The 18,565-nt window shown below is 63.1% G+C and carries 15 protein-coding genes, 1 tRNA gene and 1 pseudogene; 10 read left to right on the plus strand and 7 right to left on the minus strand.

The features are described from left to right. The first annotated feature begins 89 nt into the window (after positions 1-89). The 3 genes from WC597_RS00475 to WC597_RS00485 all read left to right on the plus strand — a co-directional run bounded on the left by WC597_RS00475 (position 90) and on the right by WC597_RS00485 (position 3,789). On the plus strand, positions 90-983 hold the full coding sequence (locus tag WC597_RS00475) for an SDR family oxidoreductase (RefSeq protein WP_372691261.1): 894 nt from the start codon (positions 90-92) through the stop codon (positions 981-983). 421 nt (positions 984-1,404) lie between these two features. Next, the gene (locus WC597_RS00480) at positions 1,405-3,348 is read left to right on the plus strand and encodes a PAS domain S-box protein (protein WP_372691262.1); all 1,944 of its coding nucleotides are present in this window, start codon (positions 1,405-1,407) and stop codon (positions 3,346-3,348) included. A 48-nt stretch (positions 3,349-3,396) separates the two neighbouring features. Beyond that, complete coding sequence (locus WC597_RS00485; protein ID WP_372691263.1) at positions 3,397-3,789, plus strand: BLUF domain-containing protein; 393 nt, start codon at positions 3,397-3,399, stop codon at positions 3,787-3,789. Between the two features lie 67 nt (positions 3,790-3,856). On the opposite strand, the gene WC597_RS00490 is transcribed toward WC597_RS00485, so the two are convergent. Then, on the minus strand, positions 3,857-5,581 hold the full coding sequence (locus WC597_RS00490; RefSeq protein WP_372691264.1) for an ATP-binding protein: 1,725 nt from the start codon (positions 5,579-5,581) through the stop codon (positions 3,857-3,859). 370 nt (positions 5,582-5,951) lie between these two features. Here WC597_RS00490 and WC597_RS00495 point away from each other — a divergent pair, with 370 nt between their 5' ends. The 5 genes from WC597_RS00495 to WC597_RS00515 all read left to right on the plus strand — a co-directional run bounded on the left by WC597_RS00495 (position 5,952) and on the right by WC597_RS00515 (position 12,216). Further along, positions 5,952-7,727, plus strand: a complete 1,776-nt coding sequence (locus WC597_RS00495; RefSeq protein WP_372691265.1) for a YbhB/YbcL family Raf kinase inhibitor-like protein — start codon at positions 5,952-5,954, stop codon at positions 7,725-7,727. Positions 7,728-7,742: 15 nt separating this feature from the next. Continuing rightward, positions 7,743-8,273 (plus strand): DUF4142 domain-containing protein, encoded by a 531-nt coding sequence (locus WC597_RS00500; RefSeq protein ID WP_372691266.1) that lies wholly within the window; start codon positions 7,743-7,745, stop codon positions 8,271-8,273. 21 nt (positions 8,274-8,294) lie between these two features. After that, entirely contained in the window at positions 8,295-9,392 is a 1,098-nt protein-coding gene (locus WC597_RS00505; protein ID WP_372691267.1) for an alpha/beta hydrolase fold domain-containing protein, read from the plus strand. A gap of 435 nt (positions 9,393-9,827) precedes the next feature. After that, positions 9,828-10,103, plus strand: coding sequence for a hypothetical protein (locus WC597_RS00510; protein ID WP_372691268.1), 276 nt, complete (start codon positions 9,828-9,830; stop codon positions 10,101-10,103). Between the two features lie 163 nt (positions 10,104-10,266). Then, on the plus strand, positions 10,267-12,216 hold the full coding sequence (locus tag WC597_RS00515; protein WP_372691269.1) for an ATP-binding protein: 1,950 nt from the start codon (positions 10,267-10,269) through the stop codon (positions 12,214-12,216). 264 nt (positions 12,217-12,480) lie between these two features. Here WC597_RS00515 and WC597_RS00520 read toward each other — a convergent pair whose 3' ends face one another. The 4 genes from WC597_RS00520 to WC597_RS00535 form a co-directional block, all read right to left on the minus strand. Beyond that, positions 12,481-13,008 carry an SgcJ/EcaC family oxidoreductase gene (locus WC597_RS00520; protein WP_372691270.1) on the minus strand — a complete coding sequence of 176 codons (528 nt, stop codon included), beginning with the start codon at positions 13,006-13,008 and terminating at the stop codon, positions 12,481-12,483. A gap of 49 nt (positions 13,009-13,057) precedes the next feature. After that, positions 13,058-13,771, minus strand: coding sequence for a helix-turn-helix domain-containing protein (locus WC597_RS00525; protein ID WP_372691271.1), 714 nt, complete (start codon positions 13,769-13,771; stop codon positions 13,058-13,060). A gap of 492 nt (positions 13,772-14,263) precedes the next feature. Further along, on the minus strand, positions 14,264-15,667 hold the full coding sequence (locus WC597_RS00530; RefSeq protein WP_372691444.1) for a recombinase family protein: 1,404 nt from the start codon (positions 15,665-15,667) through the stop codon (positions 14,264-14,266). Between the two features lie 289 nt (positions 15,668-15,956). Beyond that, positions 15,957-16,721, minus strand: coding sequence for a MauE/DoxX family redox-associated membrane protein (locus tag WC597_RS00535; RefSeq protein WP_372691272.1), 765 nt, complete (start codon positions 16,719-16,721; stop codon positions 15,957-15,959). Positions 16,722-16,789: 68 nt separating this feature from the next. Between WC597_RS00535 and WC597_RS00540 the strand changes: the two genes are divergently transcribed. Then, complete coding sequence (locus WC597_RS00540; protein ID WP_372691273.1) at positions 16,790-17,203, plus strand: MerR family transcriptional regulator; 414 nt, start codon at positions 16,790-16,792, stop codon at positions 17,201-17,203. Between the two features lie 96 nt (positions 17,204-17,299). Here the strand turns inward: WC597_RS00540 and WC597_RS00545 are convergent, their stop codons facing one another. Continuing rightward, positions 17,300-17,605, minus strand: coding sequence for a plasmid stabilization protein (locus WC597_RS00545; RefSeq protein WP_372691274.1), 306 nt, complete (start codon positions 17,603-17,605; stop codon positions 17,300-17,302). 69 nt (positions 17,606-17,674) lie between these two features. Here WC597_RS00545 and WC597_RS00550 point away from each other — a divergent pair. Then, positions 17,675-17,937: pseudogene (locus tag WC597_RS00550) on the plus strand (DUF3175 domain-containing protein). A 378-nt stretch (positions 17,938-18,315) separates the two neighbouring features. Here the strand turns inward: WC597_RS00550 and WC597_RS00555 are convergent. After that, positions 18,316-18,392, minus strand: a tRNA-Arg gene (locus WC597_RS00555). Positions 18,393-18,565 lie beyond the last annotated feature (173 nt).

The raw sequence follows: 18,565 nt of genomic DNA on the forward strand, positions 1-18,565 counted from the left end.
CTGGAACTAAGCGGATGGACGCCTGCGTCGGAACAGCAGGCGAGGCCACGTGTTTTTCTGAGGACCTCCCGCCCAGAAAGCTGCCGATCATGACCGACCGCCTCGTCCGCCAGGACCCCCGCGAACAGTATCCGCGCCCTCCCTTTCCTGAGCAGCCGCAGCCCGAACCCGGTCTCGCAGCGCGGATGGAGCCCCGGCCTGACCATGGTGAGACGAGCTATCGCGGCGCCGGTAAACTCGCGGGCCGCAGAGCCCTCGTGACGGGCGGGGACTCCGGCATCGGCCGCGCCGCCGCCATCGCCTATGCACGCGAGGGGGCCGATGTCGCTATTTCGTATCTGCCTTCCGAGGGGGCGGATGCGCGAGAGGTCATCGCCTTAATCGAGGCCGAGGGTCGCAAGGCCGTGGCGCTCCCCGGCGATATCACGGACGAGACCTGGTGCCGTCAAATGGTCGAGACGACAGTGGCCGAACTGGGAGGCCTTGATGTTCTCGTCATCAATGCCGGCCATCAGCAATACCGCGAAGACGTGGGCGAAGTCTCGACCGAGGATTTCGACCGAACGATGAAGACCAATCTCTACGCCATGCACTGGATCGTTCAGGCTGCGGTCCCGCACCTTCCCGCTGGTGCGGCGGTCATCACCACAGCCTCGGTCCAGGCCTACGAGCCGTCGGCCATACTGCTGGATTACGCGACGACCAAGGCCGGCATCGTGGCCTACACCAAAGCCCTCGCGAAACAGCTCATCAAGAAGGGCATCCGCGCCAATGTCGTCGCGCCCGGTCCCTTCTGGACCGCGCTGCAGCCGTCGGGTGGACAGCCGCAGGAGAAGGTCAGAAACTTCGGTGAACAGAGCGAATTCGGAAGGCCCGGCCAGCCTGTCGAGATCGCCCCCGTTTACGTCCTTCTTGCCTCACAGGAGGGCAGCTACATCACCGGCGAAGTCTTTGGCGTCACCGGTGGGGCGGGCGTGGCCTGATTGCCCGGGGGCGATCGCGGATGACGGCAGTCGGCGGGCGTGCGCGGCGCCTCAGGTGAACGTTTCCGAACCACGGTTGTGGCCCGCAGGCGGTCGCTCCTGAGCGAGGACCTTTGGAAATTTGGCACGGTCGCCCATCCTCTGTCTGGTTCCGCCGTGCCAGCCGGAAGCTCGCTAGGCGAGGAGTTTTGAAGCTTATCCGGCAGATCAGGCCGTCGGGTTTGAAGTTCCGCCTGACGTCTCACGCAGGTGGCTGCGGGCACGCTGCACTTCGGATCGATCATTTCAACAACGCCGTCGCAGCTGAAAGCCTCAACGCGGCCCTCGCCAGCGTGATCGCCTACACCGCAAATCGCACCATTGAGAACAAGGAACGTTTCACGTGGCGCCTCGTTAGCCTCCGGGGAATAGGGCAAGCGCATTGACCACACTGCAAGATGCGGCGGACGACAGCCGATACCGGCTCTTGGTCGAGTCCATAACAGACTACGCCATCTATATGCTCGACGCCGAGGGGCATGTGACAAGTTGGAACCCGGGAGCCGAACGCTTCAAGGGTTACACCGCAGATGAGATTCTCGGCGCGCATTTTTCCCGCTTTTACACGCCGAAGGACCGCGAGGCCGGGCTGCCCTGCAACGCTCTGAAAATAGCCGCCGAGTCTGGGCGGTTCGAAGCTGAGGGGTGGCGTCTGCGTAAGGATGGGGCCCGATTCTGGGCCCATGTGGTCATCGATCCCATACACCGCGGCGAGGAACTGATCGGCTTTGCCAAAATCACGCGTGACCTGACCGAACGCAGAGCCGCCGAGCAGGCGCTTCGTCAGAGCGAGGAGCAGTTTCGGATACTTGTCGGAGGCGTGAGAGACTACGCCATCTATATGCTCGACCCCAACGGCCGGGTGAACAGCTGGAACGCCGGCGCCGAGCGTATCAAAGGCTATACGCCAGACGAAATCATCGGCCACCACTTCTCGCGGTTTTACCTTCCCGAGGAGGTGGAGGCCGGCGCCCCAACCGTCGCCCTCAGCATTGCTCGTGAAGCTGGACGCTTCGAAAAGGAGGGCTGGCGTCTTCGCAAGGACGGAACGCGTTTCTGGGCGCATGTGGTGATCGATCCGATCACCGGCGACGACGGCGAGATTGTCGGCTTTGCGAAAATCACGCGCGACGTTACGGAGCGTGCCGAGGCTCAGCGCGAGCTCGAGGCCGCGCGCGAGGCGCTCTATCAATCACAAAAGCTGGAGGCCATCGGGCAACTGACCGGGGGCGTGGCGCACGACTTCAACAACCTCCTGGCGGCGATCACCGGCAGCCTTGACCTTCTTCGGAAACGACTGCCGTTCGATCCCAGAACGACGCCGCTCCTCGAGAACGCCATCCAGGGCGCAGAGCGTGGTGCGATCCTGACCCAACGGATGTTGGCTTTCGCCCGCAAGCAGGAGCTAAAGCTCGAAGCGGTGGACATACCCCAGCTGGTCAGGGGCATGGGCGAGTTCATCCGCCGCTCCATCGGGCCGAACATCGACGTCCGGATGCGGTTCGCCGATGTGTTGCCGAGAGTGCAGACCGACCCCTATCAACTTGAGACGGCGTTGCTCAATCTTGTCGTCAATGCGCGCGACGCCCTCCCGAACGGGGGAGAAATCTCGATCACCGCCGAACAGCTGAAGATGGCGCGCACGCAAGGTGAGCGCCGGGCTGGAGACTATGTAAGGCTCAGCGTGAGCGACAATGGCACAGGGATGCCGCCCGAGATCGCCGCCAAGGTGACCGAGCCGTTCTTCACCACAAAGGGTGTAGGCAAGGGCACCGGCCTCGGGCTTTCGATGGTCCAAGGCTTAGCCGGGCAATCCGGGGGCTGGATCGAGATCAAGAGCGAAATAGGCCACGGCACCCGCATCGACTTGTGGTTGCCCCTCGCAGGCGCCGACCTTCCTGCGGCAGGCTTGGTGGTGACCGAGGCCGTCGACAATGCCGGAGAGCGGCTTGTCGTGCTGGTCGTCGATGATGATCCTCTGGTGCTGACCAACACGGTGGCGATGGTGGATGAGCTCGGCCACAACGTCCTCGTCGCAAACTCCGGTGATGAGGCGTTGGTCATCTTCCAGCGACACCCGGAGATCGATCTGGTTCTGACAGACGAGGTCATGCCCGGGCTCTCCGGCAGCCAGCTTGCGGAACGGGTCAAAGCGCTGCGGCCCACAGCGGCGGTGGTCTTGGCGTCGGGCTATGCCGACCTTCACCTGTCGCCAGGCCCCGACGTGGCCACTCTGCCGCGCCTGGCCAAGCCGTTCACGCTGGCCCAACTCGCGAGCTTTATCGAGGGTCTGGCGCTGGACGTATCTCAACGCGCGGTGGACTGAACGGCGGGCGAATATCGCCAGCGACGCTAGCCTAGGGAGCCCCACACTGTGATCGACCGTCTCGTGTACCGCAGTCACGCTGTCGCGATCTTGCCTGAAGTTGCGCTGGATCGGATTTTCCGGTCCTCCGTCCCGAACAACGCGCGTATGAATATCACTGGAGCGCTGGGTTTCTGCGAGCAGACCTACATCCAGCTTCTCGAGGGCTCCCCCTGCGCCATCGACGAACTGGTCAAGACGCTGGAGGCCGACGCCCGCCACACACAGCTGACGATCCTGCTCCGCGGCTCATCTGAGAGGCGCTTGCTGCCGGGTTGGTCGATGGCGCGCGTGGACCTCGCCAAGGCGGCCCCCGAGACGGCGACACTGCTTGAAGCGGACGATGGCTTGGGTTTGATCGCGTTGATGGCCGCCCTGGCGCATGAGGGTGTCGCAACCTGACCTCGGCTCTGGCGGTCGAACGGGCGCAGGCTTCCTTCGTGTGGAACAGACTCTCGCGGGCTCGCCGCTATCCTGGTGACTCCTCAAAGACGAGTTCATGGACAAGCTCGATCAGCACGTCAGGACGGACGGGTTTGGCGACATGGCGATCCGCTCCTGCCGCAAGCGCGACGGCTATGTGCTCGGGGAGAGCATTGGCCGACAGGATCGCAATGGGGGTATGGCCTCGGTCGCCTGTCGCCTCGATCTCACGAATGAGACGAACCGCCGTCAGGCCGTCCATGATCGGCATCTGCATGTCCATGAGGATGAGGTCGAAGGCCCCCGCTCTGAAAACCGCGACTGCGGCGGCCCCGTCACCGACTGTGGTGCATTGCGCGCCAACCTGATCCAAAATCAGAACCACGACCTTCAGATTGGTCTCGTGATCATCGGCCACGAGCACCGAGAGCGTGCGGTCAGGCGTTTCCGCCCGGACGTCAGTCTGCTGCGGCGTCGCAATCGGGCTCTCCGCAGCTGTAAAGGGCAGTAGAATCCAAAAGACGGAGCCTGTCCCGACTCGGCTGTCGTAGCCGATGTCGCCCCTCATGAGTTGGGTTAGGTCCTTGGCGATCGCCAAACCAAGCCCGGACCCACCGAAGCGGCGGGTGATTGAACCGTCGGCCTGCTGAAACCGTCCAAACAGATCGCCGGTCTCTGCAGGATCAAAACCGATCCCGGTATCACGGACAGCAAGCCGAAGACGGCTTTGATCGTCCAGTTCAGCCGACAGACGCACCTCGCCTCGATCGGTGAATTTAATGGCGTTGGCGACGAGGTTGGTGACAACCTGACGCAACCTTGCACCGTCGCCCAGTATCGCCCGATCGACCACTGGCGCGATCTCCAGAACGACCGTCACGCCCTTCTCCCGCGCCTTGAGACTGAATAGGGCGCAAACGGACCTGAGCATGTCCCCAAGCTCGAATGGCGCCGACTCGAGGGCGATTTCTCCAGCTTCGATGCGCGCCACGTCGAGGATATCGGAGAGAAGACCTGTCAGGTTCTGCCCCGAGGAGCGGATGATTTCGACCATCTCGCGATCGCTTTGCGCGAGCGGGGATTTGGCGAGGAGATCAGCCATGCTGACGACGCCGTTCAGAGGCGTGCGGATCTCGTGGCTCATATTCGCGAGAAACTGCCCTTTGGCGCGGTTGGCGCGCTCCGCCGCCAATCGTGCCTCCTCGGCGAGGCGAAGTTTGCGCGCCAGCTGGGTCGAAGCCACGCAGGCGGCGATGACGAAAAGCAGGCTGGCTCCTGAGATTTGAAGTGTCGCGAGAGGCGTGTGACCGGTCGCGACGGCGGCCCCTGCGATGCCAACGAAACACATCATGAGAGGAAGGATGGACGCCCACGTCAGGGCACGGGAACCTGCGCTGACGATGACCCCGTTGATGATGGCGCCGGCGATCAGAAGGGCGGCCGAGACGAGGCTCAGATCGCCGCCCTCGAACGCTTGGCGCACGGCGAAGGCGCCGAAGACCGCATTGTTCACCGCGACCAGGGCGAGCGCCCCTAGGCACCATCCCGTCGTCGGCGTCCACTCCGCAGGTCGCGACCGGAAGCTGAAGACACGCCATTCAAAGAGCTGAAGGGTGGCGTAGACCAAGAGCCAACTCGCCGCAAAGGCGCCGCCGGTGGTCATGAAGAAGGCGCTTGCGATCACGGCGCCGAGGCCTAGACGCGTCGGCCACTGGCGGGCGCGCGCCGCCATTGCGACACGCAGAAGCCGGCGGGAATTGGGGTGGGCCATACGGTCCTCGTTTCCCGGGACGTTGCGCCGGAAACAGTGGACACTTCGTTAGATTTCCACCCCCTCCTTCAGCCCGGGGCAAGTGAACGTCAGGATAGGCGGCACATCCCAACTGCGGCCCATCCTCCTCAGAAGGCCGCGGAATCACAAAGCGCCCTGCCCTTATGCTTCGGCGCATCCACGACGCGCCAAGGCAGACATTGGTGGGCTCCAACCTTTCAGACGTTGGCTCCGCGCCCTAGCGGAAACGCTGGGAATGGCTCGAGCTAAGCAATCTTGTCGCCGAAAAATAACAACGGAACCCGAGACGCATCTGCGGCTTAAACATGGCGAAATCGACCCTTGCCGGACCCATTCCTCAGAGTTTCAAATGAACCCTCGCCTTCTCGCCGCAGCGTCCGCGGCGGCGCTGTGCTGCGCCACATCCGCCTTCGCTCAGGCTCACCCTGAAGACAACGACCGGCTTGCCATTCCAACCGCGATCTTCGAGCCCACAGCGCGGGCTCCGCTGCCGGGGGATACGTCAGCGCTTAAGGTCCCTGATGGATTTGCGGTCAGCCGGTTCGCCGAACGCCTGGGCAATGTGCGCATGCTCGCGGTGGCGCCGAACGGCGACATCTATGCGACGCGGCGCGCCGAGGGCGACGTGATCCTGCTGCGTGACGCCGACGGCGATGGCAAGGCCGACGGCGACCCCGTCGTCGTGGCCCGTCGGGCCGGAGCGCACGGTGTGGCGGTCCATAGCGACAAGCTTTATCTCGCCACGGTCAAGGAGGTCTTCGTCGGCGACATCCTGGCTGATGGGACCCTATCCCCCCTGTCCCTGATCATTGGCGATCTTCCGGACTCGGGCCAGCATCCGAACCGGACGCTGAGCGTCGGTCCAGACGAGATGTTGTACATCTCTGTAGGCTCCACCTGCGACGCCTGCGCCGAGAGCAATCCGGAGAACGCTACGATCCTTCGGGCGTCGCTAGACGGTAAGAGCCGCACCATCTTCGCCTCAGGCCTGCGCAACACCATCGGGTTCGGCTGGCATCCGCGGACCGGCCAGCTGTGGGGCATGGACCACGGCATCGACAATTTGGGCGATGACCTGCAGCAGGAAGAGCTGAACAACATTCAAGCCGGCAAACGCTACGGCTGGCCTTACGTCTACGGCGTCGAGGAAGCCGTCAATCCGCAGGATGAGCCGCCGGCGAACATCACTGCCGCGACCTGGGCCGAGATGAGCGAAGCGGCTGTTCTGGGCTACACCGCCCACGCGGCGCCCATGCAGATGGCCTTCTATGCTGGCGGGCCTTTCCCGGACGCCTACAAAGGCGACGCTTTCGTCGCCTTGCGCGGCTCCTGGGCCCGCAGTACGCCGTCCGGCTATGAGGTCGTACGCGTGGACTTCGAAAACGGCCGCGCCCGCTCCATCGAGCCCTTCCTGACAGGCTTCATCGCTGACGGCGGCCAAGCCCGCACAGGGCGCCCCGCAGGGCTGGCTGTCGCCGGCGATGGATCACTTCTGCTGGGCGACGACGAAAACGGCATCCTCTATCGCATCAGCTATCCGCGGGGGCGTGGTCGCCCCGTAATGGCTGTCGCGCCCGCTGATGCGATGCGGACCCAGACTGGGCGCGGGTCCGGCGTGCCGCTGGCCATCGAACGACTCCAGGGCGCAGCGCCGATCACCGTTACCTCGACCGCATTCACGGACGGCGCGCCCATTCCCCGGCCACAGAGCGAATATTATGACGGGGTTGCCCCGGCGCTGAGCTGGACCCCCGTCGATGGCGCCGCAACCTATGTGATCATCATGGAGGACCCGGACGCCGCCGCGCCCAAACCCTTCGTGCACTGGCTCGCCTGGAATATCGCTCAGCCGATGACGCCGGAGGGCTTGTCCGAGGAGATCAAGCTCTCAGACGGCATCGTCCAGGGCGCCACCTCGCGCGGCTCGGTCGGCTATTTCGGTCCGCGGCCGCCGGTCGGCGATGCGCCGCACCACTACCACTTGCAGGTCTTCGCGCTGGACACCCGCCTGGACATCCTGCCGGGTTCTGACCGCGACACCCTGCTCGCCGCCATGCGCGGACATGTCATCGGCGAGGGTCGCCTCGTCGGGACCTATGCCCAGACAGACGCCCCCCTCAAATAACCGAGAAGAAGACCCATGAAACGCCTCTTGTGCGCGACCGCAACGCTGTCGTTGCTCGCCACCGCCGCCTCGGCGCAATCGTTCACCTACACCTGGACGCCCGCCGGCACCCTGGCTCCCACGCCGCCCGCGCCTGAATTTCTGATGTTCGCCGGCGCTGGTGACCTTTATGAGATCGAGTCGAGCAGAGCGGTGCTCGAGACAACCGCCAATCCGGCCATCCGCCGGTTCGCCCAGATGATGATTGATCATCATACCAAGACCACAGCGGACGCCGTGACCGCCGCTCGCGCGGCCGGCTTGACGCCCGCGCCGCCGATGCTGGATGCGCCTAAAGCCGCCATGGTCGCGGCCCTACGTCAGTATTCCGGCGTCGAGCGTGACCGCCTGTATCTGGTCCAGCAGCAAATGGCGCACAAGGAAGCCCTGGGCCTGCAGAAGACCTACGCCGAAACCGGCGAGACCCCGCAACTTCGCAGCGCCGCCCGCGCCACGGTGCCGATCGTCGAGGCCCATCTCGCCGAGCTCCAACGCCTGATGCGCTGATCGAACCCCGGGAAATCTGACATGAAACGCTTGACCACCATCCTCGTCGCGGGGGCCTCCGCCGCCGCCCTGTCCGCCTGTGCCATGACGCCGTCCGTGATGGACCCCGGCCTGACCAGCGCTCCTGCCTCGCCCATGGCGCCGATGGGCATGACCGCTCGTCCTGACGCTGACATGCAGGCCGTGCTCGACGCCCACGCCGCTCTCGGCGCTAAGCCGATCGAGACCCTTACGGTTCAACAGGCCCGCACCCAGCCGAGCCCCGCCGACGCCGTCAACCGGGTCAAGACGATGCGCGGCATGTCGACCGCGCCCGATCAAACCGTCACGGCCATGAACCTGACCTATCCGACCGGCGGCGCAACACAGCCGGTGCGCATCTACAAGCCGGCCGGCGCGATCGGGAACAACCTCCCGGTCGTGGTCTATTATCACGGCGGCGGCTGGGTCATCGCGGATCTGGACGTGTATGACGCCACCCCGCGGTCGATGGCGCGCAATCTCAACGCCGTCGTCATCTCGGTCGAATATCGCAAAGGTCCTGAGAACAAGTTCCCTGCCGCACACGACGACGCCAACAACGCCTACCGTTGGGTGCTGGACAATGCTCGCGCCTGGGGCGGGGACCCGAGCAGGATTGCGGTTGCGGGTGAAAGCGCCGGCGCCAACCTGGCTCTTAACGTCGCCATCTCTGCGCGGGACGGCGGCTGGACACAGCCCAAGCATGTGCTGGCGGTCTATCCGATCGCCGACGCCGATCCGAACCTGCCTTCAAAGATGGAGAATACCGCCAGCCTGCCGCTGCGCACGCCGACCCTGGCTTGGTTTGGTCAATACGCTCTGCGCGGCCCCTCCGATCAGCAGGACCCCCGCTACAACCTCGTCGCCGCCAACCTGCGCGGGCTTCACGGCGTGACCATCGTCAATGCTCAGATCGACCCGCTGAACTCAGACGGCGAGACCCTCGCATCCGCCCTAACGCGCGCAGGCGTCCCCACGGAGCGGCGCGTCTGGGACGGTTCGGTGCACGAGTTCTTCTCGATGGCCGACGTCGTCCGCGACGCCTACGACGCCCAGCAATGGTCGTTTGGCCGCCTGCGCAGCGTTCTTACGCGCTGACTTGGGTCCGGCCTCGCCGGCTTTGAGCGAAAAAGGCCCCGGTTTGCGCCGGGGTCTTTGCGTTTCGTGCTGACCCCGACGATTACGGGAGCGCCCTCGGTGGCCGCCTGCGGAGAGCGGAACGGCCAGGATCAGACATTGGCGGCACGCCGGAAACACGACGTTTAGCCATGTCGTCTAGGCCTGCGAAAGTCCGCTTTTCGATCCGGCGCCTTTGGCAGTTTCCGACACAAGGCGGACGGTGAGATGGCGCGGAACTCCACCCCTCCCGCTCCCATTCAGACCCTGAGCCATGGAGGACACGATGAGCCGCATCCGAAGCATTGCCCGTTTCAAAATCCATCCCGGCAAGACCGAGGAGGATAAGAGACTCTCGGCCAACTGTATGGACTTGGTGCGCGCAAAGACCCTGGCGCCGTCCGCTACGACATCTTCATGAACGACGATGAGAAAGAGACCGTTGTCTATGAGGAATACGAGAGTTCGGCAGCGGCGGTGAAGCACTTCGAGACCATGGGCGACGATGCCGATGCGATCTTCAAAATCGTCGATATGGAAGGCGAGACATGGGGTGAGCCGAGCGGTGAACTTCGCAAGGCTTTGGCGGAGCATGGCGTTCGCATCCTTAGACCGCTGATGCGTCTCACCGAGTGGAAGATCCGCTCGCCGTGCGTTATCGTTCGCGTCGTAGATGCGGTAGACAGAGCTTGATGCAGTGAGTTCCAGCAGTGAGCAGCGGCCACTCCGCGCATGTCGTGCCGACGCGGCAAATCTCTTCGCGGGTCCAGGCGAGGTCCGAGCCTTGGCGCGAGAGTTGGACTGGTCCGCGACTGCCTTGGGTTCCACCCGTCATTGGTCTGCGGCACTGCGGACCATGGCGAGGTCGATCTTCGACTCACCCTTTCCGATCTGTCTGTGGTCGGGTCCCCAATACGCGCTGGTTTACAACGATCCATACCGACGCATCCTCGCAGCGAAGCATCCTGCAGCGCTCGGTCGACCCGGCTCTGTCGTTTGGGCGGAAATCTGGAACGAGCTCCAGCCACAGTTTGAAGGCGTGCGAAAGGGCGGCTCGCCAGTCTATTTCGAGAACGCGCCTTTCCTGATGGCTCGCCTCGAAGGCGGCGAGGCCGAAATGGCCTGGTTCAACTATTCTCTTTCGGCGCTGAAAGACGACGACGGAAGTGTCGCGGCCGTGCTCAACATCACGCCGGAGACGACCGTCAGCGTCCTGCTGGAGCAAACGCTTAAGGAAGAACGGGCGGCCTTGGCGGCCAGCGAAGAGCGCCTTCGCCACCTCAACGAAACGCTGGAGGCCCAGGTCGAGGCGCGATCGGCAGAGCGGGACCGACTCTGGACCCTCTCCCAGGATATGATGGCGCGGGCCGACTACAGCGGGATGATGTCCGCGGTCAGCCCCGCGTGGACACAGGTGCTTGGTTGGACCCAGGAGGAGTTGCTTTCGCGCGGCTACGCCTCGTTCATGCATCCGGACGACGAGCCGCCGACGCTGGAGGCCATTGGGCAAATGGCCGAAACCGGCCTTCCGACCCGCTTCGAGAACCGGATTGCGACGAGCAATGGCGGCTGGAAATGGATCGAGTGGACCGTCGCGCCTGAGCCAGACGGCCTGAACTTTGTTGCAGTGGGGCGAGACCTGACTGCCACAAAAGCTCGTGAGGCTGAGCTGGAGCTGGCCCAGGAGGCTCTGAGGCAGAGCCAGAAGATGGAGGCGATGGGCAATTTGACGGGCGGGGTGGCGCACGATTTTAACAACCTCCTGACCCCGATCATCGGCTCGCTCGACATGCTGGTGCGCAAGGGTGTCGGAAATGACCGCGAGCGGATGCTCATCGACGGCGCCCTGCAATCGGCTGAGCGGGCCAAGACCCTGGTTCAAAGACTTCTGGCCTTCGCTCGGCGACAACCCCTTCAGCCGACCGCCGTCGATGTTACGCGGGTGGTTGAAGGCATGACGGGCCTTCTTGGCTCTACCCTCGGACCCAAGATCGAAATCCGTGTTGATCTTGCGGACGACTTGCCGCCGGCCCTGGCCGACGCAAACCAGCTTGAGATGGCTCTGCTGAACCTCGCGGTGAACGCGCGGGACGCCATGCCAGATGGCGGTGCTCTGGTCATTTCCGCACAACGCAAGAGCGTAAAGACACTCCACCCTGCCGGAGTGACGCGCGGGCACTATGTATCGGTAAGAGTGGGTGACTCGGGTGTGGGGATGGACGACGCGACCCTCCGACGGGCGACCGAGCCGTTCTTCTCGACCAAGGGCGTCGGCAAGGGCACAGGCCTGGGTTTGTCTATGGTCCACGGTCTGGCGGCCCAACTTGGCGGGGGGCTGGCGATCGAGAGCGCACCAGGGCGTGGCACGACGATCGAACTTTTACTGCCCGTCAGCTCACGCCCAATCTCCGAAGACGCAGCGGAAAGATCGGAAACGCACGCGATGATGACCCGCGGTGTCGCTCTCTTAGTCGAGGACGAGGAGTTGGTTCGGCTGAGCACCGCCCATATGCTGGCGGACCTGGGTTTTGACGTCGTGGAAGCGAGCTCAGGCGAAGACGCGCTATCGATCATCCGCACCGGATTAGTCCCGACTGTGGTGGTCACCGACCACCTGATGCCGGGCATGAGCGGTACCGAGCTGGCGCGGACCTTGAGGGCGGAACTCGCCCAGCTGCCGGTGCTCATTGTATCCGGCTACGCCGAAGCGGAGGGCGTCGACGCCAGTGTCGCGCGTCTCACGAAACCTTTTCGTAATTCTGAGCTGGCCGAAAGTCTGGCGTCGCTGGTGGGTGGGGCCAGCTGACGCGAACAGACCGGCCGCCCTGGGCTCGGGGGAAAGCGAAATCCGGCGCGGAAACGCACCCCGGTTCGCCCGCCTAGTGCGCTTCAATGCATCGGTCGGAACTAGCGGGTCAAGGCAGCCCTTAGCGCAACATTGCTCCGAACAGAATTCGCGAGCGTCCGCTTTGAGTTAGAAAAGGCCTATCGCCTGACTACGTGTCGGGTTTTCAGAGTTTCTGCTCTGATGCCGCCCAACAGGTAAGCGAATGAAGGCACAACGCCCGTGTCAACTCGTCGGAGGCGGTCCTTTCGATGGGTCGAACTGCTCTGCAATGGCGTTGATTTGCACGTTCGCGCCGTGGACCAGTTGCAGCCCCTCCGGCGAGCGGCGGAACACTAAGGTCATTCGGTCGTCTGAGGCAGGAACGATCGATCCATCAGGTGGACTGAACTGGCCGACCGACCAGCGCACGACCGCAATCACCACGTCGGGACCGGCAGACCTCACGCTCTCGATGGACTTGAGCGACATTGGCACGCCCTTGAACATGGTGTTCAGATACAGAGCGTGGACGCCGACGACCTGAGCCTTTCCGCGCCAGTGCATGCCGACAATATTGACCCATTCAACATCGTCGGCAGACGACCGGAACATTCGTTCCGCATCGCTGGTCGCCCAGGCGGCGGCGCATTCATCCAGCCAGGCCTGGACGGCGGTCCGGTCGGCGTCTGCGACTTGTGTTTGGCCCAGGGCCGGAATGGCGGTCATCAGACTGGCTCCTCCAAGAACGGTCATAAGGGTGCGGCGGTTCATCGGCTTCTCCTCGTTCACGCCAAGGATGCCGCCTGCGGCTACCGGCTCGCTAGGAAGAATCGGACATGGCCATCGCTTCCGAAACCAGGGCGCTGGGCGGCATACCCGTGAAAGCGTGGGCGTCGCGAAGTAGATGCGCCTGATCAAAATAACCAAAGCGGTGGGCCAGCGTCGTCCAGGTGAGATCAGGGTTTCGCTCGCGCGCCTCTAGCACGGCGTCGAACCGTACTGTCCGCGCGTAGAGTTTTGGCGTCAGACCCACTTGATCGGTAAAGCGCCGCTGAAGCTGGCGAGGTGAAAGGTCCAACCGGGCCGCCATCTTGGCGACTGGCGGCGCGCCGTTGGCATGTCGGATGAGCCGCGCGACGTGGTCCAAGGGATCAGCGGCGCGCGACCACGCCAACCGATGGGCCAGCCAGTTGTCGGCGACCCTCACGCGCGAAGGAAAATCAGGCGCCTGTCGGATGCTACCGACAAACTCGTCGAGCGGCTTCAGACCTAAGTCGCAAATTCCCACCGCAATGTCGCTCAACTGCCCCATGCCAATGCCGAACAGTCGGTGAAATCCAGTCGGCTGAAAGGCGACATGGAAGGCGGCGACAGGGCCGGCGAGCAATAACCGCGCGCTGTGTCGCGATGACGGGCCGACAACCACAGCCTCGGGAGCAGCGTCGAATGCACCGCCATCGATGCTGACGCGATAGGGCGTATCCAGATAGATTTCGAGAAACTGAGCCGGGCGACCTGGCAGCGGCACGACCACGCCTGGCCCTGCGCTGAAGCCCGTTCGCTCGCGATAACCGCGCACAACTGCCACCACGCCTGGCGAGGCCCGACACGCGAGCGCCGAAATCACAGCCGTTGCACCCGTTGAGATATCCGGCCCACCGCAACCTCCTGCTGATCCGACATTACCACAGTCAGTCCTTGGTGGCGCGCCTCCCCTCGCGCTCCGCGGCAGGTATGCTTTTCGGACAGGCAACGACGAGGCAGAAGTCGCCACCGGCCCAGCGGATCAGACGCTGGTCGAGCGGCGGACGCGTGCCTACAAGGTGTTTTTGGTGCCATCGCCCAACCGCCGTGCCTGGACAGAAAAGGCAGAAGGCGGACTTCGCGAACCTCCGCTAGGAGTTAGGCACAGGCATTTGCTGATGATGCGGCAGACCAGACATTGGCAGCCCGCCGAAAACGCGACATTCGGGGGGCGCTGCGAAGGTCTGCTTCGTCGCCTGCGTGAACGCGCCGGTTCCGACCCTTAGCCGACATCAGCCATAGCTGCCGAGGGCCCGTTGTGCATGAGAGCCGCCTGTCGGGCTGAGGGGACGTAGCCAGCCATTGCATAAGCTGCTTTCAGGTTTCCAAATCTCCGGCGGATCGTGGCCGGCGTCGGCACACCCGGGGTCGATAGGATGAGTGGGATCGTGAGCCGTCCCTCCACCGCAAGAAGACCGCGTAGCTTCCTGATTATATGCTCGTCGGACAGCACACACCCTTTTTCGCGACGCCTCTCGGTGATCGCCTGCATGTTGACCAATGAGGTCTGCTGGCGTTTGGTCATCTTGAAGCCCGCCTGGGCGAAATGCGTTTGCAGATCGCCCAACCGCCGCCTGTAATATGCGCTGGTTCTTCCGCTGTAGGCACTGATCAGTGCTTGGCTCACGAAACCATGCTTTTGATAAAGCGCGTGTATCTCGGCCATGAGGTCTTCGTTAGTGGGCACGCGGCGGCGACGAAGGTACTCCCGTTGCGCACTCTCAAATGTCGCCTTCGTTACGATTGGCTTCACAAACCCCGGAAGGCGCACCCAGTCTTCCGGCGTGGTAGGCAGCGGCTTGCCGAGATGCTGCGGAAACCGGGCGCCGACATATGTGCCCGCGTACTTCTCGTTCGTGATGATCTGGCGGACAGTATACCAGCGCCAATCTCTTCCGTTCTCTGCCTTGAGCCCATCGCGGTTTAGGTGCGTTGCGATCTCAGCGAAGCTGAGCTGGTCTTGGATATACAAGCGATAGATGCGCCGCACGGTGGCCACCTCATCAGCTGGCCCATGCACCAATACGCACCGCGACTTCCGGTGAGGATTTCGCTCGCCATATTGGCAGACGCGGAGTGTTCGACCGGAGCGCGTCACCGCCTGTCTGCGCAGGCCATACCCCGGAGCACCATTGGTCCAATACCCCAAGTCTCGAAGGCCCTCCTTCGCAGCTTTCGTTTTGTGGGCCAGTTCGCGACTGAACTCCGCCGCCATCAGGCGCTTCATAGATTTCAGCAATCCAGAGGCCGGGCTTCCGTCGTTGGCAAATGGCTCTGCGCAGTAGTGAACAGGTACACCAGCCTCGACGCAGATGAACTCGTAGTGTGCGGCTTGGTCTGGGTTCTGGAAGCGCCCCCAGCGGCTGATGTCGTATACGAGCACGGTGGCGTACCGAGCGGTTCCCCCGACGACGTCAGCCAGAAGGGACCGGAGTGCTGGTCTGTTCGAAATGTCCAAGCCGCTGATGCCAGCGTCGGAGTACGTCTGCACAACTTCGTAGCCGTGCTTTTCGGCATACTCCGCTATGGCAAGCGACTGCATCTCAATCGAGAAGTCCTGCCTGTCTGTCGACATACGGACGTATTGAGCGGCTGGACGGGACCGGATGGTCGACGCTTCAAGCATTTCTTTGGACACCGTAGCGGGACGTCTGATCCGCTAACATTCACGGTAGTGACCAAACAGGAGCGACATTGCTGGTTAGTGTTCCATCCGTGTCGCCCAGTCGGCGTGACAACGCAAACATATGTCAGCTTCCCACCCTTCGCCGCCCGCGCGGACGTCGGCTGTCAGGCGGTCGACTGTTTGCGAACCGCTTAGTTGCGCGGCCCGACATTCGTCCGTTTGGTGACCGCCCTCCTCGGAAATAGCAGACATTGACTGCTCGCGAAAATGCGACGCTCCGATCCCGATCTCACATGGATATCGACACGCTGCTACGTGTCAGCGTCATCACCAGCATCCAGACGGCCATGGCGATCATCATCAAGTTTTCTGTCAGGGACAGAAATCCCAACGGGACATTGCTGTCGCCGCCGACGCAGGCGCATTTCAGTTCGCGCTTATCGATATAGACGGCCTTAAACACTGAGACCGCGCCGATGCCGCCGATGATTAAGGCGACCGGCGCCGAAAGCCAGGTCAGGGCGCCCGCCACCATTAGCGCGCCCGCCCCAAACTCGGCGAAAGGGTAGATCTTGCCGTAGGGAACCCAGCGCTTGGCCAGCAGGTCGTAGTTGAGAAACATAGACGAGAAACTCTCGATGTTCTGGAGTTTCAGCATCCCGAGCACCATCATCGACAGTGCGATGAACCACTCGCCGGCGCGCACGGTCAGAGGTGTGCCGTAAATGACAAGGCTGAGCATGGCGGCCATGACGGCGGTCGTCAGAAACACCACCAGCACCGGCGTATAGGTCGTCGCTTTGGGATCGCGCACCTTGAGGCCAAGATAGCGACGCAGATCGTCGTGGCCGCCGATCCGCTGTCCGTCGATGAACACCTGGGGCGTAGTCTTGACCCCATGCTCGGCCTTGAAGGCGTCGGTCTGCTCGCGAGTGGTCAGCAATCGGTCCTCGACCTGATAGCCCCGGCTCTTCAGTAGATGGCGCGCCTTGAGCCCCCAGGGACAGGTGTGGTCTGGCATCACCATGCGGTGGATGGTGGCGGTCTTGGTCACTGCAGCCTCCGTGATCTTCCAATCCGAGGGCCACGTCTTAAGTTCCGTACCATGATACGGAGTCAAGCATGGGCGTTCGAACGATTGCAGGACTGGCGCGCGAAGGGGGCGTCGGCGTCGAGACGATCCGCTTCTATCAGAGGCGGGGCCTTATGGTGACGCCGGAGCGATGGTCGCGCGACGGCGCGGGCGCGGGCATCCGCCGCTATGGCGACGAGGACGTGCGTCGTCTGAAGTTTATTCGGTCGGCCCAGACGGCGGGGTTCACCTTAGAGCAGATCAAGGAACTGCTGTCTCTAGATGCCGGCGAGGACCGGGCGCGCGCACGCGAGCTGGCGGCCGAACGGCTGACCGCGCTGGATCGCACGATTACGGAGCTAGAGAAGGCGAGAGCAGCGCTGCGGGGTCTCGCGGGTGCATGCGCGTCGAATGACAGCGGGCCCTGTCCTATAATCGAGGCGTTTCAGGGCAGTCCACTTTAAGACGAAGCCCATCTCGATATGACCAAGGTGGGCTTGGATCGACATCTCCGGCGCGGCGAGCGACGTCGCCGGCGGAAAACCGATCTTCAGGAAGCGTCAGCCAGCCTTCTTCCGACGGGTCTCCCAACCTTTTTTGGCAGCGGCCGAACGATCAGCCTTGGAACGCGAGACAGACGCTTTGCCACCAGTGCGGCCCCCCTTATGTGCGGCGGGATGACCGGTGGACTTGCCGCGACCGGACCCTCCCGGGTTCTTGCCCCCGCCGTCGTCCTTGTTGACCGTGGCCCAGGCCCGGCGCTCGGCTTCGCTTTCGGAGACCCCGCGCTTCTCATAGCCTTCGGCGATGTGGTCGGCCTTACGTTCCTGCTTGCCCGTGTATTTGGATTTTTCGCCGCGCGGCATGTTTAGCTCTCCCTTTTGGAGCGTGAACATTCGACTGAGCTGAGAGTTCCTCGACGGAAGGAACCAGCATTGCGCCGAACACTAAGCGCGGTCCGGGAAGCTACGGAGAGTGTCTTCAACCAGAACGATCCTGCGAACATCGCGGCGTCGCTCAAGCGATCCGCTGAACAAAGCCATCGACGCAGGGCACGCCGCTGCAGTCGGCGATGTCGATGCTGACGTTCCACGTCAACCGCACCGGCGAAATCTTGGCAGGGAACGGCTGGAGGCCCTGGAGGGGGCGAGGGGCGAGTCGCGTAAGGCGTTCGGCAAGCAGGAAGACCTCGAACTAAGCCGGGACTTTCGACGGTCCCTCCGCAACCCATTCATCAGGTCGCCGCAGACCGAGCCAAACATATACGCAATCTGCCGTCCTCAAAATGGCGCTTAGGTGCGAACCGCCTTAGCGCCTCCCGGTTCGGAGGACCCGTAATCGCCAGCACAGACGTCAGACCCTTAAAGAACTGCTCTGGCCGGTTATTCCCAATCAGGTCGACTGTGCGGTCAAGGCTACAATCCAACGGCGGTAATGAACGGCAGAGCGACCTGGGATCCCGTGAGACCGGCTGAAATAGGTTGGAAAGCTCAGTTCGGAATCAATAGCCCTGCACCCCACTTGTACCCCAGGAGCCCAACGCACGGGACAGTTCGACGCGAAGCCATTGAAAACATGGCGACCCCGGAGGGACTCCAACCCCCGACCTCGGCTTTAGGAAAGCCTTGCTCTATGCAGCTGAGCTACGGGGCCACGGGGGTGACCTAGCGTCTTGGGGGGATTTGAAAAAGGGGGTGCGGCCGCCGGCGATGAAAAAGTCTGGTGCGGGTGGTCGCGGCGGGTTGGAACGGGCTTGTGGTTAAGGCCCCTTAACCTACCACATGTCGCGGTGAACAAAGGACGAATGGGGCGGTGTCGGTGATTCG

Source organism: Brevundimonas sp. (genome assembly GCF_041648115.1).
Classification (GTDB): domain Bacteria; phylum Pseudomonadota; class Alphaproteobacteria; order Caulobacterales; family Caulobacteraceae; genus Brevundimonas.

What these genes read in the sequence shown, in the direction of transcription:
- WC597_RS00475 (WP_372691261.1), top strand. Translation starts at nt 90, where the DNA reads ATGACCGACCGCCTCGTCCGCCAGGACCCCCGCGAACAGTATCCGCGC.
- WC597_RS00490 (WP_372691264.1), bottom strand. Translation starts at nt 5,581, where the DNA reads ATGGCCCACCCCAATTCCCGCCGGCTTCTGCGTGTCGCAATGGCGGCG.
- WC597_RS00495 (WP_372691265.1), top strand. Translation starts at nt 5,952, where the DNA reads ATGAACCCTCGCCTTCTCGCCGCAGCGTCCGCGGCGGCGCTGTGCTGC.
- WC597_RS00500 (WP_372691266.1), top strand. Translation starts at nt 7,743, where the DNA reads ATGAAACGCCTCTTGTGCGCGACCGCAACGCTGTCGTTGCTCGCCACC.
- WC597_RS00505 (WP_372691267.1), top strand. Translation starts at nt 8,295, where the DNA reads ATGAAACGCTTGACCACCATCCTCGTCGCGGGGGCCTCCGCCGCCGCC.
- WC597_RS00510 (WP_372691268.1), top strand. Translation starts at nt 9,828, where the DNA reads ATGAACGACGATGAGAAAGAGACCGTTGTCTATGAGGAATACGAGAGT.
- WC597_RS00515 (WP_372691269.1), top strand. Translation starts at nt 10,267, where the DNA reads ATGGCGAGGTCGATCTTCGACTCACCCTTTCCGATCTGTCTGTGGTCG.
- WC597_RS00520 (WP_372691270.1), bottom strand. Translation starts at nt 13,008, where the DNA reads ATGAACCGCCGCACCCTTATGACCGTTCTTGGAGGAGCCAGTCTGATG.
- WC597_RS00530 (WP_372691444.1), bottom strand. Translation starts at nt 15,667, where the DNA reads ATGCTTGAAGCGTCGACCATCCGGTCCCGTCCAGCCGCTCAATACGTC.
- WC597_RS00540 (WP_372691273.1), top strand. Translation starts at nt 16,790, where the DNA reads ATGGGCGTTCGAACGATTGCAGGACTGGCGCGCGAAGGGGGCGTCGGC.
- WC597_RS00545 (WP_372691274.1), bottom strand. Translation starts at nt 17,605, where the DNA reads ATGCCGCGCGGCGAAAAATCCAAATACACGGGCAAGCAGGAACGTAAG.